The organism is Fulvimarina manganoxydans, assembly GCF_900176465.1.
Taxonomy (GTDB): Bacteria; Pseudomonadota; Alphaproteobacteria; order Rhizobiales; family Rhizobiaceae; genus Fulvimarina; species Fulvimarina manganoxydans.
In genome coordinates this window covers 1-26,530 of sequence record NZ_FWXR01000035.1, presented here as the reverse complement: position 1 = coordinate 26,530, position 26,530 = coordinate 1, and the positions used below count along the sequence as shown (strand labels likewise).

Sequence of the window (26,530 nt, the reverse complement as noted above, 5' to 3'; positions counted from 1 at the left end):
ACGAACTGCTTCGGCATCGTGTCGCGCGACACCGGCCAGAGCCGCGTGCCGGATCCGCCGGCCATGATGATCGGAACGATGGGCGAAGGCGACATGGCTTAAAATCCTTTTGTACCCTTCAGACCAAGAAAGCAGTGGAACCGCCTGGTCTCGCTGACTGAGCGAACAATTTGCAACGAATTCCGGGTTGGGATGCATAGAGGAGGTATGTCTTCTTATGAGCGATCGGACTGGAGCAGAAAGGCCTTCTCATTGTCATGGGCATAGCAGATGAAAAGTCGCATGCTTCGAATGATCTGCTGTAGGGAACTCGCGAGCACGTCGCCGTCCTCCAATTGGCCGTCGTCGCACATGTTCTCGGCCCACATTCCACCGGGACGGTCCTTGAAGAATTTACGCAAGGACGCTGCCGCATCAATGGCAAGTTGCTCCGCTTCCCAACCTACTCGGCCAAAATTTCGCTCCGCAATGGCGAGCCATGCACGCAGTCGCGCCGCCTGCGCTGTCAGTCGGGCGGTTCTGTCGCTTACTGTTCCGTCTGACCAGATCTCGTTGACAGCGACGCGGCGGGATGGATCGTATCCGAGTTGCTCGATGTTCTGAATGATCCGCTCGGGCTCATCGCCCGCGGATCGGTTCGTCAAATGCGCCCATTGCAGGATCAACCATGCCCATTCGAAATTGTGTTCGGGAATGATCCGGATCTTTCCGTCATGTTGAACGACCGACCAGTCTGAATGAAACTCGGCCGGTACGCAGTGCAAGGGTTCTATAAGCAGGCGTTCGCGGAAGAGTGATACAAGTAGGTCTGCTAAATCGTGCCAAACGGGTGCGGGCGAGACTTGGATCCATGCGAGCGCCGCATCCAGCATGTGCATCTGAAGATCAGAATATCGATGCGGATACGATTGCTCGAAAAATCCGTGGGATGGGTGACTGAAGCGTGACGCGATGGAGTCGTAGAGCCGCTGAGCGCGCCGTTCTATGTCCGGATCTTCCAATAGCTCATAGGCGCGTGCATAGGCTAACAGAAGAAAGGCCTGATCGTACAAATCGATATGATCTTCGCTTGGATAGCCGTCCTCATTGAACGAATGACGCAGAAATCCATCGGCAGACGTATGCGATTGCAGAAACTGATAGCCATGCCTGACACATGCTGCGGCTGCAGTCTTGTTCCAGCCAAGTCGCGCAGCGTCACAGAAAGCATAGACCTGTCGTGCTGTAACCCACGCCTGTCGCGGTCTCACGACACGTGTTCCATATGGCGAGAGGGCCTCGGTATAACCGCCCCCGCGATGGTCTGCGCCTAGAGTCGACCAAAGAGGCAAGATTTGATCGAAAAGCATCTGACGCAAGGTAAAGGACGTTCTGCGAACAATCCTCCGAGCCTTCGCTAATTCGATCGCTGGGTCAACAGCTTGCGCTAAACTGACGCCTGTGCCGAATTCACCGATTTGTGATGATGATGGGAGCATTTTTCCTCACCCACCTGAAAGGCCCGGAAATTCAGCTCATTCAATCACTAGATGGCGCATCTGAACATTGCTTTGGATTAAGGTAAAGTACCTCGAATATCATTAGAACAGAAAATATCGCTGCGGCACCTCTTGTGCGGCCTCACACGATGGTGAATGATGCCGTCGAAACCTTACCGAACGGGATCCTATGACCTTAAGCGCTTCTAATACAGCGTGTTAGCTTTCTTTGCGTGAATGTCGCGTTCTGCAACTACCTCGATATGATTTGGTGCTTGTCTTCGGATATATCGCTCGAACTGGGATCGATATTCGCGTAAACTTAGTACAGTAGAAAGCATAGAAGGCGCTTCAATCGGCTTTCCGGCTGCGTCGATCAGCTCATTTCTGGAGTAGCGTAGGATGATGTATCGCTCGCCGTTCTTGGATAATCTTCGCTCATCGTTAGGAAGTGGTTTTGCCGAGCAGTCGGCAATCGACGAATTGTCATCAAATATTACTATAGTGCAGAAGGGCGGCGAAGTTGTTCCGCTTGGTTACAAGGGACGAAAACTCTTCGTCATTAATAGTGGCATTGCAATGAGGTACCGCATTCTGCCGGATGGCGGACGTCAGATTTTTATGTTCCTTATGCCTGGCGATGCGTGCAACCCAAACCTTTTCAATGCCATTCCGGTGGATCATGCGATCGCGGCAGTCACGCCTCTGCAGGTCGATCAGATCTCCCATGAATCGATGCTGGCTCTTCTGAAAAAGATTCCGCAGGTCAATCAGGCCCTCTGGCAGATGGCGGACGAGCAAACGGCGGTCATGCGTGACCGCATCGTCAGTCTCGGTCGGTGTGATGCCCGTGTGCGCATCGCTATATTACTGTGGGAGCTTGTGTCGCGGCTTCGGGTCACAAATGTCGACGTGTTGCCGATCATGATCCCGATCACACAAGCACTCCTTGCTGATGCCGTAGGCATGACGCATATCCATTTCAATCGCGTCATCAAGGACTTCTGCCGGATGGAGGTGCTCTTCACACGGCGTGGCCGGTTGTTCGTCACGCGCCCCACCTTTCTCGAAAATCTTGCACGAGAGCAGACGGGCCATTGAGGGGCTCGAACTTCCATCTTAGCGACGGCGATATTATTATATAATTAATGAAATTTAATTCAAATTTTACTTAAGTTTCATCGCTACTGCTTCTCAGGCATAAATCGTTCGATGCTTAATTGACGTTAACGAACAAGGCGATTCGGCTGGTTAAGATACCATTATCGAATGGTAGAGAGGACCGAACGCCATGAGAATCAGTATATTTGGAGCAGGTTACGTCGGCGCCGTATCCGCAGCCTGCTTGTCCAAAGACAGAAACCATGTAGTTGCGGTCGATCCGGACCCCAACAAAATAAAACCGCTCCTTGAAGGCATTTCACCGATCATCGAGCCGGGTCTCGATGATTTGATCAAGAGTGGGGTTAGTTCTGGCAGATTGTCAGCAACTTCAGACGTCAAATCTGCAGTCGATACGACGGATATTTCGCTGATTTGTGTCGGAACGCCGTCACTTGCCGATGGAGGCCTAAACACTCAGTATCTCGAACGCGTGGCGCGCGAGATCGGAGAGGTCATTCGGCACAAGGAGAGCTATCACTCGGTAGTTGTGCGCTCGACCTGCCTCCCAGGCACCACCGAAACAGTGGTAATTCCAGCACTTGAGGCGGCATCCGGCCTGAAGGCTGGTCAGGGTTTTGGCATCGCCTATCTCCCAGAGTTTTTGCGCGAGAGCACCGCGATTGACGATTATTACGATCCAGGCGTCATCGTGTTCGGAGTGGTCGATACCGAGACTCTCAGGCGTCTGGAGGAGATACACGCGCATATCGAGCGACCGAAATTCAAGGTCGACATTCGGACGGCGGAAGGTATAAAATACACGAACAACGCATGGCATGCAATAAAGATTAGCTTCGCAAATGAAGTTGGAAACATCCTGAGCAATGCCGGCATTGATAGTCATATTGCATTTGAGATCCTTTGTTCGGATACAAGACTGAATATTTCCAGAGCTTATATGAAGCCGGGATTTGCCTTCGGCGGCTCCTGCCTTCCGAAAGATTTGAGGGCATTGATCAGCATGTCGCGGCGGCAGGGCCTTCCCGTTCCGTTGCTCGAGGCCACTTTATCGGCAAACGAAATCCAGATTCACCGTGCTTACAACATGATCGCGCATCATGGGCATCGGCGGATCGGCTTCGTCGGTCTCAGCTTCAAGCCAGATACGGACGATTTGCGCGAAAGTCCTTTGGTCGAATTGGCCGAGCGGCTTTACGGTCGAGGGTATCAGCTGAAGATCTATGATCCGAATGTACGGATGGATCGATTAACGGGCGCGAATGAGAGTTTTGTTCGCTCCCGCCTGCCTCACCTCGCTGACCTTCTGAACGACAGTATCGAGAACGTCATCGACAATTCCGATGTCATCGTTGTCGGCAATCGCGCCGAGATGAACGGATCGATCCGACGCATCGCCTCGGATGTTCCGATTATTGATCTGGTTCGAATGAACAGCGATCAGCGAAGCCAAGGCAATTATCATGGAATCTGCTGGTAAGTTGTCCGAAACGCCCGCCGCGCACCTCGCTTTGGTGCTCCTGATTGCGGCTGTCGCGTGTTCGCTCCCAAATGAGGCCTATGCGATCATCGACAGCCGTACAGGCCTGGCGATTGGAGTGATCGGCGTCTGGCGCTATGGCTGGGGTGCTCTCCACTTCATCCGAAGCGTTATCTATCGTGCCCTGCTCTATCCCAGGCTAAGGCGTGCTGCGAACGGACGCGAGGTCGAGAAGGTTCCGGCCTATCTTCTTGTAACGAGTTTCCGGATCCCGACGGATGTGACGGTCGAGGTCTATCGCGCGGCCATTCGAGCCGCGATCGAAGCGGGCCGTCCAACGACGATCGTCGCCTCGATTGTCGAGATGGCCGATCAGCGGCTGATCAAGCGGCTCTTCGGCCTGATGGTCGGTCCGTCCGATGAGGTGAAGCTAGTCTTCGTCCGGATCGACGGAACGGGAAAGCGGGATGCCCTGGCATTCGGATTTCGGGCCATCTCCCGGCTTCTTCCTCCGCCCAACGCGCTTGTTGCCGTGATCGACGGCGACAGCATCGTGCCCCCAGATCTCATCGACCGATGCGCTCCATTTTTTTCGGATCCGAAGGTTGGGGCATTGACGACGGACGAGGTCGCGCGGGTTCGCGGGTCGGATGTCTTCAAGCAATGGTATTCGCTGCGCTTCGCCCAGCGTCATATTCTGATGTCGTCCATGGGGTGGTCGCGGCGTGTTCTGACGCTGACAGGGCGCATGTCGATGTTTCGCGCCTCGATCATCTCCGACCCGAGCTTTATCGCGCAAGTTGAGATCGACTTCGTGGATCATCCCCGTTTCGGTCGGTTCAAGTTTCTAACCGGCGACGACAAGTCGAGTTGGTTCTGGCTTCTCAAGTCGGGCTATCAGATGCTGTATCTTCCGGACGTCAAAGTCGTCACGGTTGAGGATCCGCCGTCGGACAGTTTCCTCGGCTCGGCAGCAGCTTTGATGATCCGCTGGTACGGAAATATGCTTCGAACCAACGGGCGGGCGCTTGCCCTTAAACCTCGGCGGATCGGCCTATTCGTCTGGTGGGCGATCCTCGATCAGCGCCTGTCGATGTGGACCTGTCTGGTCGGGCTCGTCAGCGCCATTTTGGCAACATTGTTCGTCTCGCCTTTCACAATTCTCGTCTATGCCGTCTGGATCCTCGTATCGCGCTATGCGCTGACCTTGCTTCTTCTGTCGGCTCGACCACGCGTCTCGATCGCCTATCCCTTCCTTCTCTATTTCAATCAGGTCTTCGGAGCCATCATCAAGACCTTCGTCTTCTTCCGGCTGAACCGTCAGAAATGGACGCGCCAGAAGACCACGCTCGCGGGCAGCGGTCCATCGCTCACCCTTCGCTTCCTGAATTCCGAGTCGACGTTCTATCACGCCGCCAGCCTTCTGCTGTTGGTGACAGTCTGTTCGTGGATGATCGGAATAACCGATCTCCCGATCTGAAATCTGGATTTCATTCGAACACCCGGAGTCGCGTCATGGCCTCGATCAAGCATGAAGCTGAAGTACAGCGCCAATATCCCCGCTATCGCCTGCCAATCGATGCGATCGTCAATGGCGTTGCGTACAAGGTCCTCGATTGGTCGATGGGCGGGTTCGCCATAGCAAGGGGCGGCGCCCTCTTTCCGGGCGAAATCGTTCAAGCGAATTTAGTAATCCCCTTTCTCAGTTACGACCTGAACGTTAAGCTCAAGGCCCAGGTCCGGTATGTCGATGCAGAGACGCAACGGGCAGGCTTCAGTTTCGTCGAGCTCGATGAGCAACAGGCCAGCATCCTTCGCTACCTTAGCGACGCAATACTGTCTGGTGAGATTGTCTGCGTCGGTGATGTTATCGACGTGTCCCGCCGCGCCGGCTCAGGTCGGAGCCGATCTGTGCCCCCGCCGCCCTCGGGCGCATGGCATCGCGTGGCAACCTATGGCCGCCGATTTGGCGCAGCTTGCGGGGTTCTCGCGATCTTCGGTGCGTTGACGGTGTATCTTTGGGCCAATATCTACGATCGGCTCTATATGGTGCGTGCTGAGGCGGCCAATGTCTCCGCCAAAGTCGTCAATCTTGCCTCGCCATCCGTTGGGCGCATCGGGTATCTCAACGATGCACGCGAAGTGCGGCTCGGCGAGCCGTTGATGACGGTAACGCCGGCTGTCGGCGATCCGATTACGGTTCAGTCTCCCTGCGACTGCTGGCAAGTGGAGCAGGTTTTTGCTGGCGGCGATTTCGTCAAGACCGGCGATACGGTCATCAAGCTGATGCGGACCAATGCACCCATCGTCGTTTCGGCCCTCGTGCCCGCCGAACAATTGATCAGCCTCTACGGCGTCGAGAACGCACGCATCGAATATGCGGACGGGACACGTGTGGAGAAAGCGCAAATTCTTTGGCTGCCCGGTCGCGAAGACGGCCGAAGCGATTTGCCGAGAGCGGAGTCGACGGTTGTTCTCGACCCCGAACGCCATCTGTCCGCGAACATGATGGGACAGCCGGTGAAGGTCACGTTCGATCTCTTCGAGGACAGCCGAATCGGCCAATTCATGGCCTCAATGGCCGAGCCCTTTACGGCGGTCGCAGGCACTCTCGACGTTGAGCAAGAACCCAAAGTGGAGGGCGGCGTTCGTTAGGCTGCCGGTCAAGCCGTCACGAGCTATCGGACCATACGCTTCGACGGAGATGCGTTCCACCTCCTCTCGGAATCCGATGGAACGCTGCTGCCTTTGGCGTTCCAGCACTTGAGCGCAAGCGAGATGCCCCGTCGCCCGTCCTTGACCTGGCGAAACTCTCTAAAGCGAGCCACACCATGCGTTTTGCTATCCAATATTCCAAATTTGGCCAGGTTTGCTTCCTGTTACTGGGAATGGCGGGTTCTGCGTGGGCTGATGTCGGCGATGAGATCGACGCTGCATCCTCGATGATCAACGAGCGAGTGATTGCGCTCGACACCGAAAATGGGCTTGGCGGAAAGGCACGTCTGCTGCGCGAGGCTATCGATGCGATGGAAGTGATCGTGTCGCTCGAGAGCAGCGAGACATTTTCCCGGCGGGTGAGATTTATTCTCGAAGATCTGAGGAACCAAGCGATTACCGCCGATCAATTGCGCCTTCAACTGATCGGCGTTCTCTCACATGAAATCGTTGACGGCCCGTCAGACACGTCGGCTGACATTGAAGCCAAAGCAATTCTCCTCGAGATCGGCGATCCGAGCTATCGGGTTGCTGGCTGGGCATCGCTTGCACGCGCTCATGCGGCTCTGGCCGAGGTTAACGAGGCAGAGCGTCTGGTCGAGCGTTCGATCGCCGATGCTCTGCTGATCGAACGAGAAGAGACGCGCAATGGCGCATTGCGCGGAGCGAGCCTGTCTTTGATAGATTTCCCTGACCGCCGGGGCGCGATCGAGCTTGCGACCGATGCAATGACGCAGGAAAAGACCCGCACCGAGACCTATCGCCTGTTCGCGAAGGCGCAGCTCGCCGCCCTCGGCTATTCAAGCGAAGACGATGCTCTCGGTAAAGCCAGCAAAGCCAGACTGGCAGAGAACGACTTTCCGGAAGCTCTGCTTTTCGCGCAAGCGATGAGTCGAGGTCGTGCTGAACGCGAAAACGCTCTGCAGGCGATCATGGACCGGACAATCGGCGAGTTTAACGAGGCGGTCGCGGTTCAAACCGCAAAGTCTCTGGACGGCAACAAGGAGCAGGACGTCGCGCTCACACGAGTGATCCAAGGGCACATCGATCGTGGCCACCCGCTGCGTGGACTTCCGATCGCACGTCTCATGATCGGCGTGAATGCGCGCGTTAACGCCCAGATTGACATTGCTGACGGTCTGGCGGCCGCAGGCTACCGGGAAACGGCTGTCGATATCCTGGCATCCATCAAGCTTCCTCACGCCGAAGAGCCGCACGAGGTTGCCAAACTCGTCGGAGAGATCGCCGCCCTCGATGCATTCGATAAAGCCGAAGAAATGGCGTCCTCGTTGCCGGAAGGAAAGCATCGGTCCTTTGCCTATTCCCGCCTTATCAAACGGCTCGGCGATGAGGGATTGATAGACCGCGCGGAGAGCTGGCTGCCCGAGGTAACGAGGAAGGACGACCTTTCCTATGCGCGAAGCGGGATTGCGCGAGCTTTAGCCAAGGCCGGCGAACTGGCCGCTGCGGAGACGATGCTGCAATCGCTGACCAACGACGCCGACCGCGATCGGGTCCGCGAGTCGATTGCGCAAGGCTATATCAAGCTCGACGATCTCGAAGCAGCCTATGCTCGTCTGGCCGAGATTTCCGCTCCATCGGCGAAGAGTCGCGTGCTCCTCTCGCTGGCCGACGTCCTTGTGCGCACCGATCGCGCCCGCGCCGTGGCGATCCTCGACAGGGCGTTCGAAACCGCGGCCAAGGCTGATCCGAAGCAGCCTGCGGAAGAAGAACTCGGCGAAATCGCGACCGCTTTTGCCCGTCTCGGCGAGGCCGACCGATCCGGCAAGGCTTTGAGCGCGATCCAGAACGCGGCGATGCGCGATCGAACTCAAGCCGCGATTGCCGATCTTCTCGTGGAGCGCGGCGATCTGAAGGGGGCAACCGAACGTCTTTCTCAAATCGTCGACGCTTCCATAGCAGAAGACGTGAAGGCCGCGATCTCCTACGGCGAGTTCGTCGCGGATGCGGAACTCGGTTCCATGATCGAGCGTGTCCAGGATCTACATTATCGGGCGCGCGTCGCCGTCCTTCGTCGCGTGGCGGAACGTCTCGCGAGCAATCTCGATCGCACTGGCTGGCTGAGGAATCCGAGGGCAGGCCTGTTTATGCCGGTGCCGGCCGCGACGGCAGGCCGGTCTTCTAATTTCGTCGCCGGAGATCACGTCGTCCAAGCGCCGACACCGCAATCCCTGACCCTGGGCGGATTTAGCATTCCCGATGTTTTCGCCGTCACCGCGGCCGCCCAGCGGGCAACGATTCCCGGCCCTGTCGGCGGGGTTGGAGCATTGGGAATTGTGGGCTTCAGCCCATTTGGTCTGGAAGCCTTCAAGCTCACCAGCCGCGGCACGCCTGCCATTGAGAATGTTCAGCTTTCCCAGAAACTGGCTTGGCCCCACTATCTCGCGATCGAGAAAGGCGTCGTCACACTTGGGCAATTGATGCGCGAGGTGCCACGCATCCGGGAGCTCGAGTTCCTGAAGGTCGAAGGCGATACGCTCACAGTGCGCGCGCCCATCATCATTCTGCCAGGCGCTACATTGCTCATGTCGGGCCAGGAGTTTCGTGAATACCGTCTGAGCGCTATCTCAGGTAGCTTTATTGCCGTTGCTGGAACCTTAAGGGTTCAGGATACTGAACTGATCGGCTTCGACGAGGCCACCAATCAGCCCGCCTATGCCACCGAGAAGACCAAAGCCGACTTTCGCCCATTTATCACGGCCTGGGGCGGCAGCGACTTGCAGATCGCCGGGAGCCGGCTCGCGATGCTGGGCTATGATTCCGGCAAAGCGTACGGTTTGACGCAATCCAGCGGCGCGGCAGTCCAGTCCCTTTATACGATAGGGAGCCACAGTCCGACCGGCGTTATCGCCGACAACAGCTTCGAAAATTTGCGATACGGGTACTACAGCTACGAAGCGGTCGGCGTTCAACTCATTGGAAACGAGTATCGCGATAATATCGTCTATGGTATTGATCCCCACGATCGGTCTCATGGTCTGATAATTGCATTGAACACGTCTTACGGGGCGCGGAAAAAGCATGGAATCATCGTCTCGCGCGAAGTCGATGATAGTTATATCGTCGGAAACATCTCCGTCGACAATGAGGGTTCAGGACTCATGCTCGATCGCATGAGTCGTAATAACCTAATCTACGCGAACACGGCGGTCAGCAATGGTGGCGATGGTCTGACGTTCTATGAAAGTGGATGCAACTTTGCTGCGGCGAACAATCTGGCCGACAACAAGCGGGCCGGGGTGAAGGTGCGAAACAGCGTCCATGTCAGCCTCTACGACAATCTCATGGTCGACAATCACGAGGCGGGCACGGACATCTACATTTCAGATCTTAGCACATCGCCGGAGGGACGGTCGCGCAACTTCGTCCTGGATCCGTTCAAGCCGATTTCGACCACCTCGCTCGTCAACAACCTATTCGTTGCCAATGGTAGTGGAATTTCCGTCGACGGGGCGTCCCAAATCGTTCTGGAGCGCAATCGGTTCAGCAATCAACGCAACCGGGTGTTTAATGGAGACCTCCGCCGACTCGCTCCCTACCTGCTGCAGATCGGCGAGAAGACAGCCGTTTCGGTCAGCCGGACGTGCCAACCCCCCGATACGATCGATGCGTGCAAACTCGGTACCCTTTCGATGCCGGACTTCGATGCAATCCCGCGCCTCGACTTAGTCGCGAACCAGCCGGTCTGCACCGATCCGACCACAATAGAGCGGCGTGCCGCGAGCGTTGGAGGTTCCGATGGCTAGACGTTGGGTTCTTTTCCTCATTGTCGCGGCGGCGTTCGTGAAGAGCGGCTTTGCCGTGGCTGATGAACCCTTTGCCGGTCTTTTCGACGTTCCGGCACGCAAGGTCGAGCTACAGAGGGCGGAATACGCCGAGATACGCGCGGCTTGCTTGGCCGAAGCGATCGAAGGTCGATGGTCGCGTCTTGAACCGATATCTCGGTTGAAATCGACCGATGAATACGGGTCCGATACATCGGCGGAGGATTTTTCCTGGGCGATCATGGTCATGGCGGGGCATGCGCTCGCCGGCGAGGAGGAAGCCGGGCAATCCCTCTTTCAGTTGCTCGACAAATGGGCTCGCGCCGATGCTTTCAGGGAGACCGAGGAAGAATACGATCCATACTATGCGCTCAAGCGCCTCCTGCTCCCGACCATCGTCGCCTATCAGATCATTGCCCCCGATCTGAACGCGGAGGACAGCACGCGACTGAAGGACTGGCTCGATCGTCTCGTGCGACGGATTGACGCCGTATTCGACAAAGAGGTCGACCGAAACAATCACCGCATCCTTGCCGATAGCGTTCTCTCCGTCTGGGGCTCGATCATCGGTGATGAAACCCTCATCGCAAAGGGTGTGGAGCGCTTCGACCGAGTTCTTTCGGAGATGCGGCCGGACGGAACCCTGCCGCTGGAGGCGCGACGCGGTGCCCGTGCGCTTTGGTACCAAAGGCAGACCCTATCGAGCTTGGCCGTCATCGCTGAAGTTGCGAGAGGCAGAGGAGATGACCTCTATCACGAGCGGAATGACCAGGGTGGCAGCTTCGCGACGCTCGTCGGGTCTCTCCTGAACGGCTTGACGTCACCGCTTCTCGTGGCCGTCTACAGTGCCGAAAACCACATTCCCGGCCCGGAGAAGAACTATCTCGAGCTGGATACGTCCTTTCTCGATCGGCGGGGTCATGGACGCCACTACATGGCCTGGGCGGAGGCCGCGCGCCTTCGGGGAGCAGAAATGGCCTTCCATCGGCTGGACGGCCTGTTCATACGGGAGATCGCCACCGAGCGGCCTCTCATCGATGAATTCGCCGGCGGCAACGCCACTTGCTTCTGGGGGCGTCCATGACCCTTCTCCGCGCCACCATAGCCGCCATTCTCGTGGTTCTGCCCTGCTCGGCTCTCGCGCAGGGCAGAGAGGCAGAAAAAGGCGCCGAAACCGCACAGCGCTACGAAGCCGAGCGGGTACTTCTCGACCAGTTGCGCGACAGCCGGACGGAGGCCGATCGCCGCCGACTTGCGGAAATGTTCGTCGACGGCGTTGTCGCCGGACCCGACAACCCGCTCCGCATGCGGAATCGGGACACGGCAATCGCCATCTATAAGGCACTGATCCGAGCTGGAGATCGTTCCCCATCCACGGTAGTCAGGCTCGGCAAGCTGCAGCTGACTCGGACTGATGATGACGAACTAAAGCCGCTCGTCATGCCTCTGCGGGCAGCGGTCTTTGCGGGCAACGGTGATGCAGCCTACGTGCTCGCCGGAATTGCCGAGCGAGGTCTGCTCTTGGGCGAAACATCGGTTCAAATGCTTCAGACCGCAGCATTGCTCGGAAATGTGCCAGCGGCAATCGAATTGGCCCGAAGTTCCGGTCTCGGCGCAACCTTCGTTGCGGACGTTCTGCAACGCCTGACGCTGAGTGCATCCGCCGGGGATGCCGGCGCAATGGTAGGGCTCGGGCGCATCCATGAATCCGGAGGCTTCGTGCCCCGTGATCTCGTGGAAGCGAGAAAATGGTACGAGGCCGCGGTGGCGACGGGAGATCCGTCGGCAATGACCGAGCTGGGCTCAATGCTTCTCACGGCGTCCGCCGGTGAGTTTGATCCGCTGCGAGCTTCGCAGCTCCTTACGAGCGCGGCCTGGGCTGGCGAAGCGAAAGCGGCGCTCATGCTCGGCTTGGACGCGGCCAATTCCGGCCCCATGGGCACGTCGATAGAGGTCGGACGCCGCTGGTTGGAGCGGGCGACTGAAGTGAGGCTCCGTGGCGCTGCGTCTCACCTAGCCGCGCTCGATCTCCGGTTGGCCTTGTCCGACGACGGTCCGGCGCCGCAGGTGCTGGAGAAGATTGGGAAAGTCCTGGCGCCCATCGCGAACGACCCCGAGGCACTTGCTGATCTAGCGGAGCGCCGATGGAGCCAAAGCGATCAGAAGCGTATCGGACGTGTTCTTCTGCCCATGCTCCATTCCGCGACCGTTGCTGGAAGCCTCGAAGCTGGGATCTCCTATGACATCTGGTTGCGAACCACCGGACAGGTCCTTCCAGTCGACGCCGCCAAGGCTCTGATCGACAGTCTGCGCCGCGCGGCCGCGAAGGGCACGGCCTCGGCGACATATACCTTGGCAAGCCTCGCCCTCGACGGTCGGATCGGCCAGAAGGAAGTGCCGCAGTCGGAGGCCATCGATCTCCTCTTCAGTTCCGCCGACGCGCAGGTCGGCCAGGCCATGCTTCGTATTGCGCGAATGTATGCCGAGGGAAAGGTTCTTTCGCCCAGCGTTCTCTTCGCGAAACGATGGTTCGAACGCGCCATGGAGCAGAAGGTGGAAAGTGCTGGCTGGGAACTGGCAGCCCTACTTTCGAGAAGCGCCGACCCGGCGGACCATGCGGACGCACGCGCCTTCTATCAGTCGCAGAAGCAGGCTGGAGACCCGCGCGGCAGCATCCGGCTCTTGGAGATCGAGTTGCGAACGGGCTCCGTCGACCAGACGACGCTGGCTGCGGCTGAAGGCGAGGTCGTGCTTCCCCGTGACAAGGTCGCTATAGCCAAGCTTCTGGCCTCATCGCCAGACAGTAAGCTGCAAAGCGAGGCCGAACTCATTTTGGATACGCTGGTCGGCGGCGATTCCGATCCGGATGCGCTTCTCGTCTACGGCCGTGTCCTAACCGAAAGCGGACGCACCGAGGCCGACTTCAAGCGTGGCGTGGCCATGCTCGAGCAAAGCGCCCAAATGGGCAATCTGGATGCAAAACTCGAAATCGCATCGACCCTTCTGACCGAGAGCCAGTTTCGGGACCGAAGCGGGGAGGCGGTGTCGATGCTTCAATCGGTTCTTGCCGCCAGTCCCCGGTTCACGGACGCCGAACTGCTTCTTTCCGACGCTTATCTTCGAGGCCGGGGCGTACGCGCCGATACTGCCAAAGCTGCCGAACTGATCGCGAACGTGCTCGCTACTGAAGGGGATGATCCGAAGGCGACTATGCTTGAGGCCGATTGGCTGATGTTTTCCGAAGAGCGCCGCGATCCCGAGCGGGCAATCCGTCTGCTGCAGCAACAGGCCGACAAAGGCTCATTGGCTGCCACGCGCAAGCTAGGCCTGGCGCATCTGAACGGTTTCGGCCCGGCGATCAGCCCGGATCGTGCCGTCGGCTACGTCTTCCGCGCGGCCGAAGGAGGCGACAAGGAGGCAATGGCTGCAATGGGCCATATCTTCCTCAACGGCGTCGGGATCAATGTCCAACCAGAACTCGGTGTTTTTTGGCTACGGAAAGCCGTCGAACATGGCAATACAGCCGCCAGCTACGACCTTTCGCGCCTTTACGCGCTCGGGGCGCTCGGCGAGGTCGACGACGCCGAAAGCGCACATTGGTTGAGGGTTGCAGCCGAGCGCGATCATCCGAGCGCTGCCTACCAGCTCGGGCTGAGCTATCTCAAAGGCGAAGGCGTGGCGAAGGATCGCGAAGAGGCGATCCGCTGGTTCCGGCGCTCAGCCGACCTCGGCAACTTGCTTGCCGGCCGAACCCTCAAGGAGCTGACCACAGATCCGAAATCCGATCCCGCCGTCGCGGTGGAGGGTCACGAAAGTGAATAAGCAACGCTGGATCAGAATGCGACCTTCAGGCCGTCCGGCTACGCGCTCGTCATCTATGACAGGTCGAAACGACGTCTCAAAGATTAAGTCTCGGGAGGGCTCTAAGATGATTGGAAAGACGAAAGAGGTCGGGCTCAAATTTCGACTGCTCTCGACGGCCATGAGCGCGATGCTCGTCGTCGGCGCCACCTACTCAACCAATCACAGGGCGCGGGCCGAGCAGTCGGAAGGGCCACCTCCTTCGACCGGCGAGGCGTCGGCTGCATCCAGCGAGCGCGGGCTTCTCAGCGAACCGCCGCAACTCGATTATGCAACGCTCTGCCCCACCCCTGAGGCGACCGAAGTATCCCGTGACTGGACGGTCTGGGACGGCGGGGAGACAGTGGCCGAGCCTGGTCAGATGCTCGCCGACGCTCGCATCTATGCCGAGGGCGGGTTGGTGGTGGCGCGCAACAAGCCGCTCGTGCGCCGAATGCTCGAGCATATCGCTTCCAGGCTCAGCGTGGCGACACCTGAAGCAAAGCGGCAGCTTGCCTTGCTTCTCATCGATCCCGAAGCTGGGAAGACGGATCCCGAACGGGCGGAGGCCTTGCTCAAAGAGGCCTTGGCATCGCAGAACATGGGAGCGAGCCTTTCGCTCGGGCGCCTCTACCGGACGGGCGTGTTCCAATCCACTGATCCTCTGGCGGCTCCCCACTACCTCAATCTCGCGGCTGGCTTAGGCGATCCCCGAGCCGCATTGGAGCTGGCCGAATATTACGCGACACCAGGCGTCGCGCAGCCGTTTCCAGGCGCCCAAGAGCATTTCCGCGCGCTGGCGATGATCAGCGCCCAACCCGCCATTGTCAGAGGCGACTGCGGGCTTCTCGTCGATATCGGCGACTTTTTCGCGGCCAGTCCGTCGCCTGCCGATCAAAAGACCGCTGCGGCCTGGTACGAAACCTCCGCGAATATGGGAAATCCATCGGCTGAGATGAGACTGGCTCGTCAGTATCAGGAAGGCCGAGGGCTGCCAAAGAACGAAACGAAAGCCTTGGAGCTGCTGCAGTCAGCCGCCGCTCACGGCTCCATCGACGCTTATACGGCTACCGCAAGGCTGCAGCTGCAAGCTGGTCGCGACATCGACGACGCTCTTGATTATCTGGACGTCGGGCGGACGAGCCGGGACCTGTCGGCTTATCTGTTGACGGCTCGGTTTTACCGGGGCGATTTCACGGGTCAGGCAAACTTTGAGAAGATGGTCGCGACGCTTGATGAAGCTGCGACATTGTCGGCCGCGTCGGTCACCGTCCTTGTCGACCAAGCCTATGCCTATCTGGAAGGCCGCGGTGTTCCGGCCGATGAGGCGAAAGCCGATGCGCTCTTCGAACGGATCGCTCAGATCGACACGCCCGAAGCACAGCTGGAAGTTGGTCGCTACATGCTGCGCCGGGGCACCGACATTGAGGCAGCAAAATACAATTTTTCCGCCGCCGGCGCAGCAGGTGACTCCTCGGCCCTTGGCGAACTGGCCGAAATCATGCGTTGCGTCCCGGGTGCTGCGACGGAGGCAGAGGCGCTCGCGGCCGAACAGGTCGCCGCTGAGGCTGGGAACCTTATTAGTATGCGACGCCTTGCACGTCTTGCGCTCGAAGCTGGTGATGAGCCCTCCGCCCGCCGCTGGTTGGACCAAGCGACGATGATGGGCGATCGGCTCGCAATGGTGGAATTGGCGACAGTTCTGTCCGAGAAGGGTCGCGGAAAACCGGATGAGCGGGTCGATCAACTGGTTCGCTTGGCTGGTTTGCTGGGTGAAGGTGTGGTCGACGGACGGCTTGCGCTTGCGAAAGCGTATCATCGCGGCGAACTCATCGGGACCGACGCGGACGCTTCGTCGCTTCTGACGGCTCTTGCCGAGAGCGGCGATGACGGGGTCGCGGTCGAAATGGCGACCCAATTCCAGTCTTCCGATGCAGCAGACAGGCCTCTGACGAAAGATCTGTTCGACTTCGTTAGCCGTGCCGCCGAACATGGCAACCCCGATGCGATGGTGATCGTCGCCAAGCAGAAAGGCCGCGAAGGCGATAAGACTGGTGAAGCGGATTGGCTTCTCAAGGCAGCTCAACATGGGCAGGAGGAAGCCTTGGTGACGTTTGCCAAATCGGACGAGACGCGCGACAGCGTTCTGGCTTCGGTTTCAAACCGCGTGGTCTGTGATCCGATGGCTCTTGCTCGCATTGGCACTCTCTATTTCGAGCGCGGCAAAGGCGGCGACTCCGCAGTCGGCGAGACCTATCTGCGTCAAGCAGAGCGCCTAGCCGCAGAGCGTCTGAGTTCGCTCTATAGGCTTGGAAAAGCATTCGCGTCAGGTGAGCTGGGAACCGCCGATCTGGATCGCGCAATCTCGCTCTTCCACGAGGCCGCTGGGCGGGGACATATGCGGGCGGCTATCGAACTGGCCTCATTGCTGACGGGCGGAAAAGGTGTCGACCGGCGCTTCGACGAAGCGGTGGGATGGCTTCAGGCTGCCGGAATGGCGGGTGAAGAGAAGGCTGTTCGCGAGCTCGTCTCCTACTCCGGCTATGTCGCGAGGACACCGGATGAGCGTCGCAAGGCGCTCAGAGCGCTACAGGACATTGCCGCAAGCGGTCGGTCCGATGCCATGCTCGCCTTCGGTTCGGTTCTCGCCGCTAGCGAGCCCAAACGGCTGGAGGAAGGGATCGGTTTCATTCGTCGCTCCGCAGAGGATGGCAATGTCGATGCGATGAAGGCGCTCAGCCGTCTTTATGCGTCAGGTCTTGCCGGGTCGATCTCGGCGGAAGAAAGCACCCGCTGGACGCGCCTCGCGGCCGAGCAAGGGGATCCGGAGGCGATGTTCCAATACGCACTCGCTTTGGATCTCGGCTTTGGCGTGGAGGCGGATCGGCAGGCTGCAAGTCTTTGGCACGAAAAGGCTCGGGAAAATGGTTTCATTCAATGAGGTCGAAATCCGAGCAAGGTCTATGCCTCTCGGTGGTTTAACGAGCAAGAAGTCCTGGGTGCGCCGAAGGTTGCCAGGCCTCGTCCTTTCGCTCGTCATCCTGTGTTCACCGCAGGCGCCTGTCCCGTTCGGCCTTGTGGGGCTAGGGTTCAGTCAAGCCTTGGCAGCTGAAGAAAGTCCGGCGCGGGCTTTCAGACGCTGGCGGAACCGCGCGCTCAGTGGGAACAGGCTTGCGGTGCGGGAGATCGCCAAGGCCATTGTCGGATTGGGACCCCGCCATTTCTCGGAGGCGGCCGCACTTCGTCCCCTTCTCAGGCGCGAGGCCCTCTTAGGTTCCAGCGCATCCGCGACAGCCTACGGCATGATGCTGCAATATGGCATCGGCGGTGCGAAGGATATCCGCTCCGCACCGAGCTGGTATGCCCGCGCGGCTCGCACCGGAAACCGCTCGGCCAGCAAGCACGCCGCCATCACCTTCGCATTGGGGTGGGGCATTCGCAGGGACGAAGCCAAGGCCCTCGCAATATTGCGACAGATCACGCCCGAGGCTCGTGCCAAGGAAATGATCAAGATTGGTGAAGCGTTGCTGCAACCAGGGCGCGAAGAGCCGGATGTCGCCTTGCGATGGGCTCGTCGAGCGGCCCGGCTTGAGACGTCCGCGACCGTCTCCGCAAGTCGGCTGTACGAACGATTAGCCTCTATGGACCCCAATTCCGCACCCCAGATCCGCGAGTGGCTGGAAGCTGTCGCCTCCGCCGGAAACACCAAGGCTGCGATCGCCCTTGGCGAACGTCTCCTTCTCACATTGAACCCACAGGACCGGGCGAGAGCTGCGAGATGGTTCTTTCTCGCGGCAGAGAAGGGCGAGCCGCGAGGCATTCCCGCGCTGATGTCGCTTCTCGTGAATAGCAATATTCGCGATGCCGACGAGGCTAACCCAATCCTGCGCTTCTTGGAGGACAAGGCGGCCGAGGGGTCAAACATTGCCCGAGTGAGCCTGGGTGAAGCCCTTATCTTCGCTTCCCAGGGTGACGAGGACATCCGCAAGCGGGGCGAAACCTATCTCGAGCAGGCGGCCCGTGGCGGTGATCCCGAAGCGCAGTTCAAACTCGCCATGCTCCTTTTGAACCAGCCCCAGGCCGAGCCGGATCCCGCCCTTGCGCGCGCCTATCTCTCACTAGCGGCCGCCAAGGGATATCCACTCGCCAAAGGCGTTGTCGGGCGCCTGGGAGCGATGCCTGAGGCCGAAGCCCAGGCGATGATCGAGACCGGCTCTCGCGTGCAGTGATTGGTCCGGGTCTGCCGTCATGAGGCAGTCACGGGATTAAATGCGACAGCACGTTCGAAATTGCCGCGCATCCCTGAAACGCCCAATGCCGGTCCGATCGAACGCGCAGTCCCGACCCAAACCGAATGGCACGCATGTTATCGTGGCACGCATGTTATCGGCTCGATTGGCCTTCCATGACTTTGCGTAATTTTGTCGACGATAGAAGAAAAATAGACCAAGCCGCGGTAACATTTATGCTTTTATCAATGCAGATCAATCATCGAATATTTGAGTTCTGTTAAGAAGCAATCATGAGCAAGGTTGTTCGAGACCACAGCGCTCGTCAGTATGGGATGATGTCATGGCCGGCACTTTCAATGTTACCGACTATGGGGCAACAGCCAACGATGCGACCGACGACAGCGCCTCGATTCAGGCCGCCATCGACGCAGCCTATGCCGCCGGCGGCGGCACCGTGGTCATTCCTAAGGGTCTGTTCTGGATCAGCGCCGACCCAAACAATCCATCGGCCGGAGCCGTTGAGGTTCGCTCCAACGTCACCCTCCTCGGTGCTGGCATTGGGGAAACGGTTCTGAAGCTAGTCGATAATTTCGACGAACGGATCAACGGCATTCTGCGCACGCCCGTGAATGAGAGTGCGGAAAACGTCGTCATGCGGGACTTCACGATCGATGGCAATCGCGCCAACAATACGGGGCATCAGACCGGTTTCATCACCGGCGTTAAGGAGAACGACGACGGTCGAGTTCATAAGGATATTGTCCTTGATCATGTCGAGGTGCGTGACTGCACCGCTTACGGCATCGATCCGCATGAAATCACATATGATCTTGTGGTCAGTAATTGCATCGCCTCAGGCAATGGCACAGACGGGATCGTTGCCGACTTCATCGTCGGTGGAGTTTTTGAGAACAACATCTCGTTCAATAATGACCGTCACGGGTTCAACATAACCACCAGCAGCACGGATCTGCTGATCAAAGATAATTATTCATACGACAATGGATCGACGGGCCTCGTCGTCCAGCGTGGCGATATATTCCCCGATGGGGAAGACAATATCGACTGGCCGAGTGACCTCGACATTATTGGCGGTGAATACTACGGGAATGCGCGCGAAGGTATGTTGATCAAGCTGTCGGACAGCGTGAACATTTCGGGCGTCAAGATTTACGAAAATCTCCGTCAGGGTATACGCATCGAAGGGGCGAGCAACACGGTTATCGACGGCAACGAGATCTACAATAACTCACAAGAAAGCAGCGGGGCTTACGACGAGATAAACATTCGGTTGCGTGTCGACACGGTCGTGTCTCCCGAGCGAACGTATTATTCCACGGATACATATATAACGAACAACACGATCTACTCCGACGGGCCGATCGTGAGCCGCTACGGAATTCGAGAGGAGAGCAGCAACACCTCCGCCAGCAATCCATCCGGTACCCGCGTTGCCGACAACGACGTCTCCGGCTCCTCGTCCGGCGACTATTCGATCCCGCCCTACAGCGCGACGGAGGGCAATGATTTCCTGCCCGGAACGACGAGCGGCGACGTTTTTCGCGGCCTTGGCGGATCCGACCTCTATGTGATCAATCATTCGCAGGACGTCGTTTACGAGGACGCGAATGCGGGACACGACGTTGTCATCTCCTCGCTGAATTTCACTCTGCCCGCAAATGTCGAGGATCTCATGCTGGTCGGAGCGGCCATTCGTGGGACGGGCAACGGGATGGACAACTTCATTGTCGGAAACTCTCTGGCGAACGAGCTGGAGGGCCTAGATGGACAAGACATTCTCGACGGTTTTGAGGGGACCGATATCCTCAATGGCGGGGATGGAAACGACATTTATTATGTCGACAATGTTGGCGACAGGATCATCGAGAAAGACCACGCAGGCGCAGGTGGCATCGATACCGTCTACAGTTCAGTCAGTTATACGCTTGCCGACCAAGTCGAGAACCTGAAACTGACCGGAACGGCAGATCTCGACGCGACCGGCAATACCGAGGACAATGAACTCGTCGGGAATTCAGGCGCCAATCGGTTGGATGGCCAATCGGGTGCTGACGTGATGACCGGTCTCGGCGGTGACGACAGTTACTATGTCGATCATACCGGGGACGTCTTGATCGAAGAGGTGGGCGGCGGCACGGACACGGTCTACAGCGTCTTGAGTTACAGCCTTGGCGCCAATCTGGAAAATCTCGTGTTACTGGGCGCCGACAACCGTGACGGGATAGGAAACAGCGGCTCGAACAGGATCGTCGGCAATGCCGGCGACAACAAGCTCCATGGCGGCTCGGGGGACGATCGAATCGAGGGCGGTTTGGGCCTCGATAGTCTCTATGGTGATGGCGGAGAAGACGTCTTCATTTTGCGAAAGGACGAATTCGAAGGCGACGTTGTCGAGGATTACGAAGGCGCAGGCGCCAATGGCGGAGATCGGTTGCTCTTTGTTGGGTTTTCCGATCAAGCGCAGCTTGTCCAGTTGGGCAATGGTTATTTGAAAGTTTTTGATGGCGACTACACAGAAAGCTTCCGTATCAAGAATCCTGCCGGCATCGCTACACTGACCTCGGAGGATTATTCCTTTGGTGAGGATGCCGGCCTGGAGGAGCCAGATGGGCCGAATTCTGACCCGGTTGCGGCCCAGACCGGCAATTCCGTCTCGGGCCAGGAAGATAATACGATCAATGGGCAGCTTCCTGTCGGAAATGACCCGGATATTGATACGAGCCTGACCTACGCGCTCGTGAGCCCGATGGCGAGACTTACCCTTGAAGCCAGCGGTGCTTTCGTCTTCAATCCCGCGCCGAACGCTTTCGGCAATTTCGATTTCGATTACGTCGTCGTTGATAGTTTGGGCGCCCGGAGCGCTCCGCAGACATTCGTGATCACTGTCCAGCCGGTCAACGATGCCCCGACCGCCAGTTTGACCGGCAACTCCGCAATCGGGACACAAGATGTCGCTCTGGAAGGCCAGGTTCCGACGGGAACGGACGTCGACAATGATCAAACACTGACATACGAACTCGTCGCGCCGAAAACAGGCCTCCAGTTCGATACCAATGGGCGTTTTCTTTACACGCCGGAGCCCGGCTATTCGGGATCGTTCACCTTTGATTACCGTGTGGTCGACAGTTTCGGCGCGCAGAGCGACGCACAGACTTTCAGCATATACATTTCGCCTTCGACCCCCGCCGTCAATTTCATAGACGGTACCTCTAGTCGAGACACGCTGATCGGTACGCCTGGCAACGATGTTATCGACGGCAAGGCGTCGCGCGATACCATGTCGGGTTTGGCCGGGAACGATGTCTATTATGTCGACAGCTCGGGCGACGAAGTGCTGGAGCAGCTCGGCGAGGGCTTTGATCAGGTTTTTGCCACGTCGAGTTTTGCGTTGAATTCCGCTAGCGAGGTGGAAGAAATCATCGCGACCGGCTCGTCGGAGGTCACTTTGCGGGGAAACGGGTTCTCCAATATCCTCACGGGAAACAACGCGAACAATTCGATTTACGGCAATGGTGGACCGGACATTATCGACGGGCGCGGCGGTGCGGACCGATTGTTCGGCGGAGAAGGCGACGACATTTTCATCTTACGCAAGGGCGAGATCGAAGGCGATGTGCTTCGGGACTTCGCCGGTAACGGCAGCGGTACGGCGGATCGCATCATCTTCGTCGGATTTTCGGCCGAAGCGACGCTCGTTGCGCTTGGCCGTTCCAATTACAAGGTGGTTGACGGATCGAGTGAAGCGTTATTCAGTATCTCGAATGTATCTTCCGTCTCGACGTCCGATTATACGTTCGAGACATCGACACCCAGTGCGGGCCAGCAATCAGGCGCACCCTCGGCGGCCAGTTCGGGCAATACCGCCATGGGAATGGAGGATCGGATCCTTTCAGGCCAGTTGCCGCCCGCAACCGACCCGGACGGGGACGTCAATCTGAGCTATGTCGCTGTCAGCCAGCTGGATGGGCTGGTTCTCAATCCCAATGGGAGCTTCACCTACACGCCGCAGTCGGACTACAATGGCCAAGTCGTTTTTCGCTATCAAGTGGTCGATTCAACCGGACTCTACAGCGAGAGTACATCGTTCGAAATCAATCTGCAGCCTGAACCGGACGCACCCTTTGCAGCCATTCTCGGCAACGCAACGAGCGGGGAGGCAAACACGACGATTTCTGGCCGTATTCCAGCGGGATCGGATCCGGATGGTGACACTGCATTGACGTATGGGCTGGCATCGCCAGTGGCTGGGCTTTCACTCGGCGCTGACGGTCAATTCCACTTCACGCCCGCTCAGGACTTCGTTGGCGATGTGGATTTTTCTTATTACGTCATCGATTCCACGAACCTGACCAGCGATCCGCAGGCCTATCGTATCACGGTGATCGAAGATACGCAGATTGGGCCCGGCGAGACGGGGCAGACCATCATCGGAACGAGCGGCGCAGACGTTTTGGTCGGCACGCCGGGCGACGACATCATTGATGGCGGAACCGGCGGCGACACGATGACCGGTGGGGCCGGAGACGATATCTACTACGTCGATAGTTCCAGCGATGTCGTCGTCGAGAATACGGGCGAAGGCACCGACAGCATCTACACGACATCGAGCGTGACGCTGAACTCCAACAGCAATGTCGAGATCGTAGTCGGTTTCGGGACGTCTCAGATCACGATCAAGGGAAATGGGTATTCCAATGTGCTTATCGGGAATGAGGCCAATAACATGCTTGTCGCCAATGGGGGCGGCGACGTCTTGAATGGTGGCTTTGGAAACGATCTCCTCAAGCTCGGCTCAGGGGCCGACACTGTTGTCTTCGACACGGCACTGGGTGCAGGCAATGTCGATCGCGTGCAGTCTTTCCAAACGGGAATCGACTCGATCCTCCTCGACATATCGCAGTTCGCAGGTTTGTCGGAAGGAGCTTTGGCGGCCAGCCAGTTTCATGTCGGCGGATCGGCGGCCGACGTGCAGGACCGCATCCTATACGATTCCGGTTCGGGATCGCTATTCTTCGATGCGGATGGTGCCGGAGGACAGATGGCGATCCAGTTCGCCCAACTCGACACTGGACTGTCATTGTCGGCATCGGATTTCCGAGTCGAAAGCTACATCCTGTTCGTCTGACCGAAGGACCGTTTCACCCCTCCGATCAAAGACTGATCGAGTGCAGGTCGGGTCCAGCTTTTCTACCAACCGTCTGCCGCGATCTCCGATAGCGAAGCACTCATACACATACGCAAAGAAAACGTCGATTGTCTGACGCGTCAGGCAACGTTCTCGAGATCCCCGTCCAGTGAGTAGGACATCAGTGCTTCGATCGTCATCAGCCACATGTGGCGTTCGTCGCTGGGAAGACCGTCCCAGTCCGGACGAACACTGCGCTTGGCGCAATTGCGCTCATAGGACTCGCGCGCCATGCAGAGCTTGCGTTCCTGCGAATTGCGACTTTCGATCGGCAATCCATATTCGTTCAGCATGTTCAAATCTCCTACCGCATGGTCTCCTCGTCAAAAGCTCTCTGTGTTGTCAATGCTGAGAGCAACCGACGGTTTCCGGCGTGCGACAATCGAGTATTCCATATGAGGCTTGCCCAATGCCGACTTCCGTAGAGTTTGGAAGGCGTTATCAATCAATATTGGCGATGAAGAGACGGACTTTTCGTATCTCTCTTCCAAAGCCGACGAGACGATAGGCTTGCACCCTCGTCAGCTCGAGGATGATGCGTAAGCGTCATCGCTATCCTACCTTGCTGATCGCGGCGTAGCCGGCGAGTTTCCGGGCCTTTCGAACGAAGGGAGAGGCTTGGAGCTATGTCGATGTCATGTGCTGATGCTGGCACGAAGCCGGTTCGGCGGATCGATGTCTTCACGGGGGCAGGTCAGCGGCGTGACTGGAGCGATGAAGAGAAGGCGGCGATCGTCGCCGAGAGCTATTCCGGCCTGGAGAGCGCTTGCGCCGTCGCCCAGCGTCACGGGCTGAGCCATGCGCAGCTCTTCACCTGGCGGCGGAAGTTGCGGGAAATGGGTCTTGCGAAGTCCGACGCGACCCCGACCGAACCGGCATTCGTGCCGGCGATCGTCGAGCCTTCCATCATCGAGAAGAAGCCGCGCACGAAGCGGAAACGGTCACGCTCGTTCGGCAAGGCAATTCCGGCCATAGAATTGGAGATCGATGGGGTCTCGGTGAGGATCGCCAAGGGTGCGGACGCCAGGACGATCGCGGCGGTGATCGACGCGTTGAAGGGCGGCGCGTGATCGGGCTGAGCGGTACCGTCCGCGTGATGGTCGCGACGAAGCCGGTCGACTTCCGCAAAGGGGCCGAGGGTCTCGCTGCGCTGGTGCGCGAGACGATGGCGGCCGATCCCTTCGGCGGGACGGTCTACGTCTTCCGCGCCAAACGCTGACCGGATCAAGCTGATCTTCTGGGATGGGACTGGATTGGTGTTGGTCGCCAAGCGGCTCGAGGACGGCGCATTCAAATGGCCGGCAATCACGGACGGCGTTATTCGGCTGACGGCCGCACAACTCTCTGCACTTCTCAAAGGATTGGACTGGCGCCGAGTTCACGAGGCCCGAACGACGCGGGTGCCCGAAGCTGTGAGCTGATGGGCATCGAGGCCGATAAATCTCTCGCCGAAGGCGCGAGATTATGATTCCCTTCGGTTCATGGCCACTGCTCTCGAAGCCCTTCTCGACGATCCCGGCACGCTTGACAAGCGATGCTGATCGCCGAGCGCGTGCGGTTCGAACGGCTTCAGCAGATCATCAAGGAATTACAGCGTCATCGCTTCGGGCGTCGGGCCGAGACGCTGCCCGAGGACCAGCTTCTTCTCGGTCTCGAACACGTCGAACAAGGCGTTGCCGTCGAAGAGGCCGAGGCTGAAAGCGTCGATCCAGAACGAAAGACCAAACGAGCGGCAAAGCGCCGGGCGAACCGCGGCTCCCTACCGGCCCATCTGCCGCGGATCGAGACCGTCGTCGACATCGAGGACAAGAATTGTCCCTGCTGCCAGCATGGGCTCCACGTTATCGGCGAGGATGTCGCCGAGCGGCTCGACATCGTGCCCGCCCAGTTCCGTGTTCTTGTGACAAGGCGGCCGCGCTACGGTTGCCGGGCCTGCGAGGGCGTCGTCGTCCAGGCGCCGACCCCGAACCGTCTGATCGAAGGCGGCATTCCGACCGAAGCGACGGTGGCACAGGTCCTGCTCTCCAAATACGCCGATCACCTGCCACTTTATCGTCAGGCGCAGATCTACGCACGCCAAGGCGTCCGCCTCGACCGATCGACGCTGGCCGACTGGGTGGGGCGAGCGGCCTTCCTGCTCCGGCCCGTCCATGAGCGGTTGCTCAGCCATCTGAAGGCGTCCGCCAAGCTCTTCGCCGACAGTCCGAAGGAGACCCACGGCTCCGCAGGACGCTGCGCCTGTTCTCGATCCCGGGTGCGGCCGGACCAAGACCGGCCAGCTCTTCGCCTATGCTCGCGACGATCGTCCCTTCGGCGGCGATGATCCACCGGCGGTCGCCTACATCTATGCGCCGGACCGAAAGGCGATGCGCCCCGCCGATCATTTGCAGGGCTTTAACGGCATCCTGCAAGTCGATGGCTATGGCGGCTATAAGGCTCTGGCCGAGAAGGGACAGGTGCGTCTCGCCTTCTGTTGGGCCCATCTCCGTCGGCGGTTCTACGAACTCGCCGCCAATGGACCTACGCCGATCGCGACGGAGGCGCTGAAGCGCATCGCCGCGCTCTATCAGGTCGAGATGACGTTGCCCCTGTGGCTTGATCCAGGTTGAAGTTCGTTCTGGCCGATCAATAAGGACCAGAACATGAAGCGCAGCCGTTTCTCCGAAGAGCAG

General features: G+C 58.5%; 14 protein-coding genes and 2 pseudogenes. 13 read left to right on the top strand and 3 right to left on the bottom strand.

What is annotated here, in order from left to right:
* Together B9A15_RS21615 and B9A15_RS21610 are read right to left on the bottom strand one after the other, a co-directional pair.
* A partial coding sequence (locus B9A15_RS21615; protein ID WP_139798514.1) for a sugar phosphate nucleotidyltransferase occupies positions 1-95 on the bottom strand: 95 nt, incomplete at its 3' end.
* Between the two features lie 120 nt (positions 96-215).
* Positions 216-1,349: an AGE family epimerase/isomerase gene (locus B9A15_RS21610; protein WP_280173819.1), complete on the bottom strand. Its 1,134-nt coding sequence runs from the start codon at positions 1,347-1,349 to the stop codon at positions 216-218.
* Between the two features lie 531 nt (positions 1,350-1,880).
* On the opposite strand from B9A15_RS21610, the gene B9A15_RS21605 reads away from it, so the two are divergent.
* The 10 genes from B9A15_RS21605 (at position 1,881) to B9A15_RS21560 (ending at position 23,798) form a co-directional block, all read left to right on the top strand.
* Positions 1,881-2,579 (top strand): Crp/Fnr family transcriptional regulator, encoded by a 699-nt coding sequence (locus B9A15_RS21605; protein ID WP_084412970.1) that lies wholly within the window; start codon positions 1,881-1,883, stop codon positions 2,577-2,579.
* 190 nt (positions 2,580-2,769) lie between these two features.
* Positions 2,770-4,080 carry a UDP-glucose dehydrogenase family protein gene (locus B9A15_RS21600; protein WP_084412968.1) on the top strand — a complete coding sequence of 437 codons (1,311 nt, stop codon included), beginning with the start codon at positions 2,770-2,772 and terminating at the stop codon, positions 4,078-4,080.
* Positions 4,064-5,560, top strand: coding sequence for a glycosyltransferase (locus tag B9A15_RS21595; protein WP_084412966.1), 1,497 nt, complete (start codon positions 4,064-4,066; stop codon positions 5,558-5,560). The genes B9A15_RS21600 and B9A15_RS21595 overlap by 17 nt, the downstream gene beginning before the upstream one ends.
* 35 nt (positions 5,561-5,595) lie before the next feature.
* On the top strand, positions 5,596-6,735 hold the full coding sequence (locus tag B9A15_RS21590; protein WP_084412963.1) for a PilZ domain-containing protein: 1,140 nt from the start codon (positions 5,596-5,598) through the stop codon (positions 6,733-6,735).
* Positions 6,736-6,911: 176 nt separating this feature from the next.
* Positions 6,912-10,562 carry a NosD domain-containing protein gene (locus B9A15_RS21585; RefSeq protein ID WP_084412961.1) on the top strand — a complete coding sequence of 1,217 codons (3,651 nt, stop codon included), beginning with the start codon at positions 6,912-6,914 and terminating at the stop codon, positions 10,560-10,562.
* A gap of 199 nt (positions 10,563-10,761) precedes the next feature.
* Positions 10,762-11,664 (top strand): alginate lyase family protein, encoded by a 903-nt coding sequence (locus tag B9A15_RS21580; RefSeq protein ID WP_170923401.1) that lies wholly within the window; start codon positions 10,762-10,764, stop codon positions 11,662-11,664.
* Positions 11,661-14,402, top strand: a complete 2,742-nt coding sequence (locus B9A15_RS21575) for a tetratricopeptide repeat protein (RefSeq protein WP_139798547.1) — start codon at positions 11,661-11,663, stop codon at positions 14,400-14,402. The genes B9A15_RS21580 and B9A15_RS21575 overlap by 4 nt, the downstream gene beginning before the upstream one ends.
* Positions 14,403-14,508: 106 nt before the next feature.
* Entirely contained in the window at positions 14,509-17,361 is a 2,853-nt protein-coding gene (locus B9A15_RS21570) for a tetratricopeptide repeat protein (RefSeq protein ID WP_170923400.1), read from the top strand.
* A gap of 235 nt (positions 17,362-17,596) precedes the next feature.
* Positions 17,597-18,649: a tetratricopeptide repeat protein gene (locus B9A15_RS21565; RefSeq protein WP_170923399.1), complete on the top strand. Its 1,053-nt coding sequence runs from the start codon at positions 17,597-17,599 to the stop codon at positions 18,647-18,649.
* Between the two features lie 343 nt (positions 18,650-18,992).
* Positions 18,993-23,798, top strand: coding sequence for a tandem-95 repeat protein (locus B9A15_RS21560; protein WP_084412951.1), 4,806 nt, complete (start codon positions 18,993-18,995; stop codon positions 23,796-23,798).
* Positions 23,799-23,938: 140 nt separating this feature from the next.
* Here B9A15_RS21560 and B9A15_RS21555 read toward each other — a convergent pair whose 3' ends face one another.
* A complete protein-coding gene (locus B9A15_RS21555; RefSeq protein ID WP_084412949.1) occupies positions 23,939-24,151 on the bottom strand; it encodes a hypothetical protein in 213 nt (70 codons plus the stop codon).
* A 333-nt stretch (positions 24,152-24,484) separates the two neighbouring features.
* Here B9A15_RS21555 and tnpA point away from each other — a divergent pair, with 333 nt between their 5' ends.
* The 3 genes and pseudogenes from tnpA to tnpC form a co-directional block, all read left to right on the top strand.
* The gene (gene tnpA / locus B9A15_RS21550) at positions 24,485-24,928 is read left to right on the top strand and encodes an IS66-like element accessory protein TnpA (protein ID WP_084412947.1); all 444 of its coding nucleotides are present in this window, start codon (positions 24,485-24,487) and stop codon (positions 24,926-24,928) included.
* Positions 24,925-25,279, top strand: a pseudogene (gene tnpB / locus B9A15_RS21545) (IS66 family insertion sequence element accessory protein TnpB). Before tnpA ends, tnpB begins: the two are co-directional and overlap by 4 nt.
* Positions 25,280-25,339: 60 nt before the next feature.
* A pseudogene (gene tnpC / locus B9A15_RS21540) lies at positions 25,340-26,443 on the top strand (IS66 family transposase); the annotation flags it as partial.
* Between the last annotated feature and the right edge of the window lie 87 nt (positions 26,444-26,530).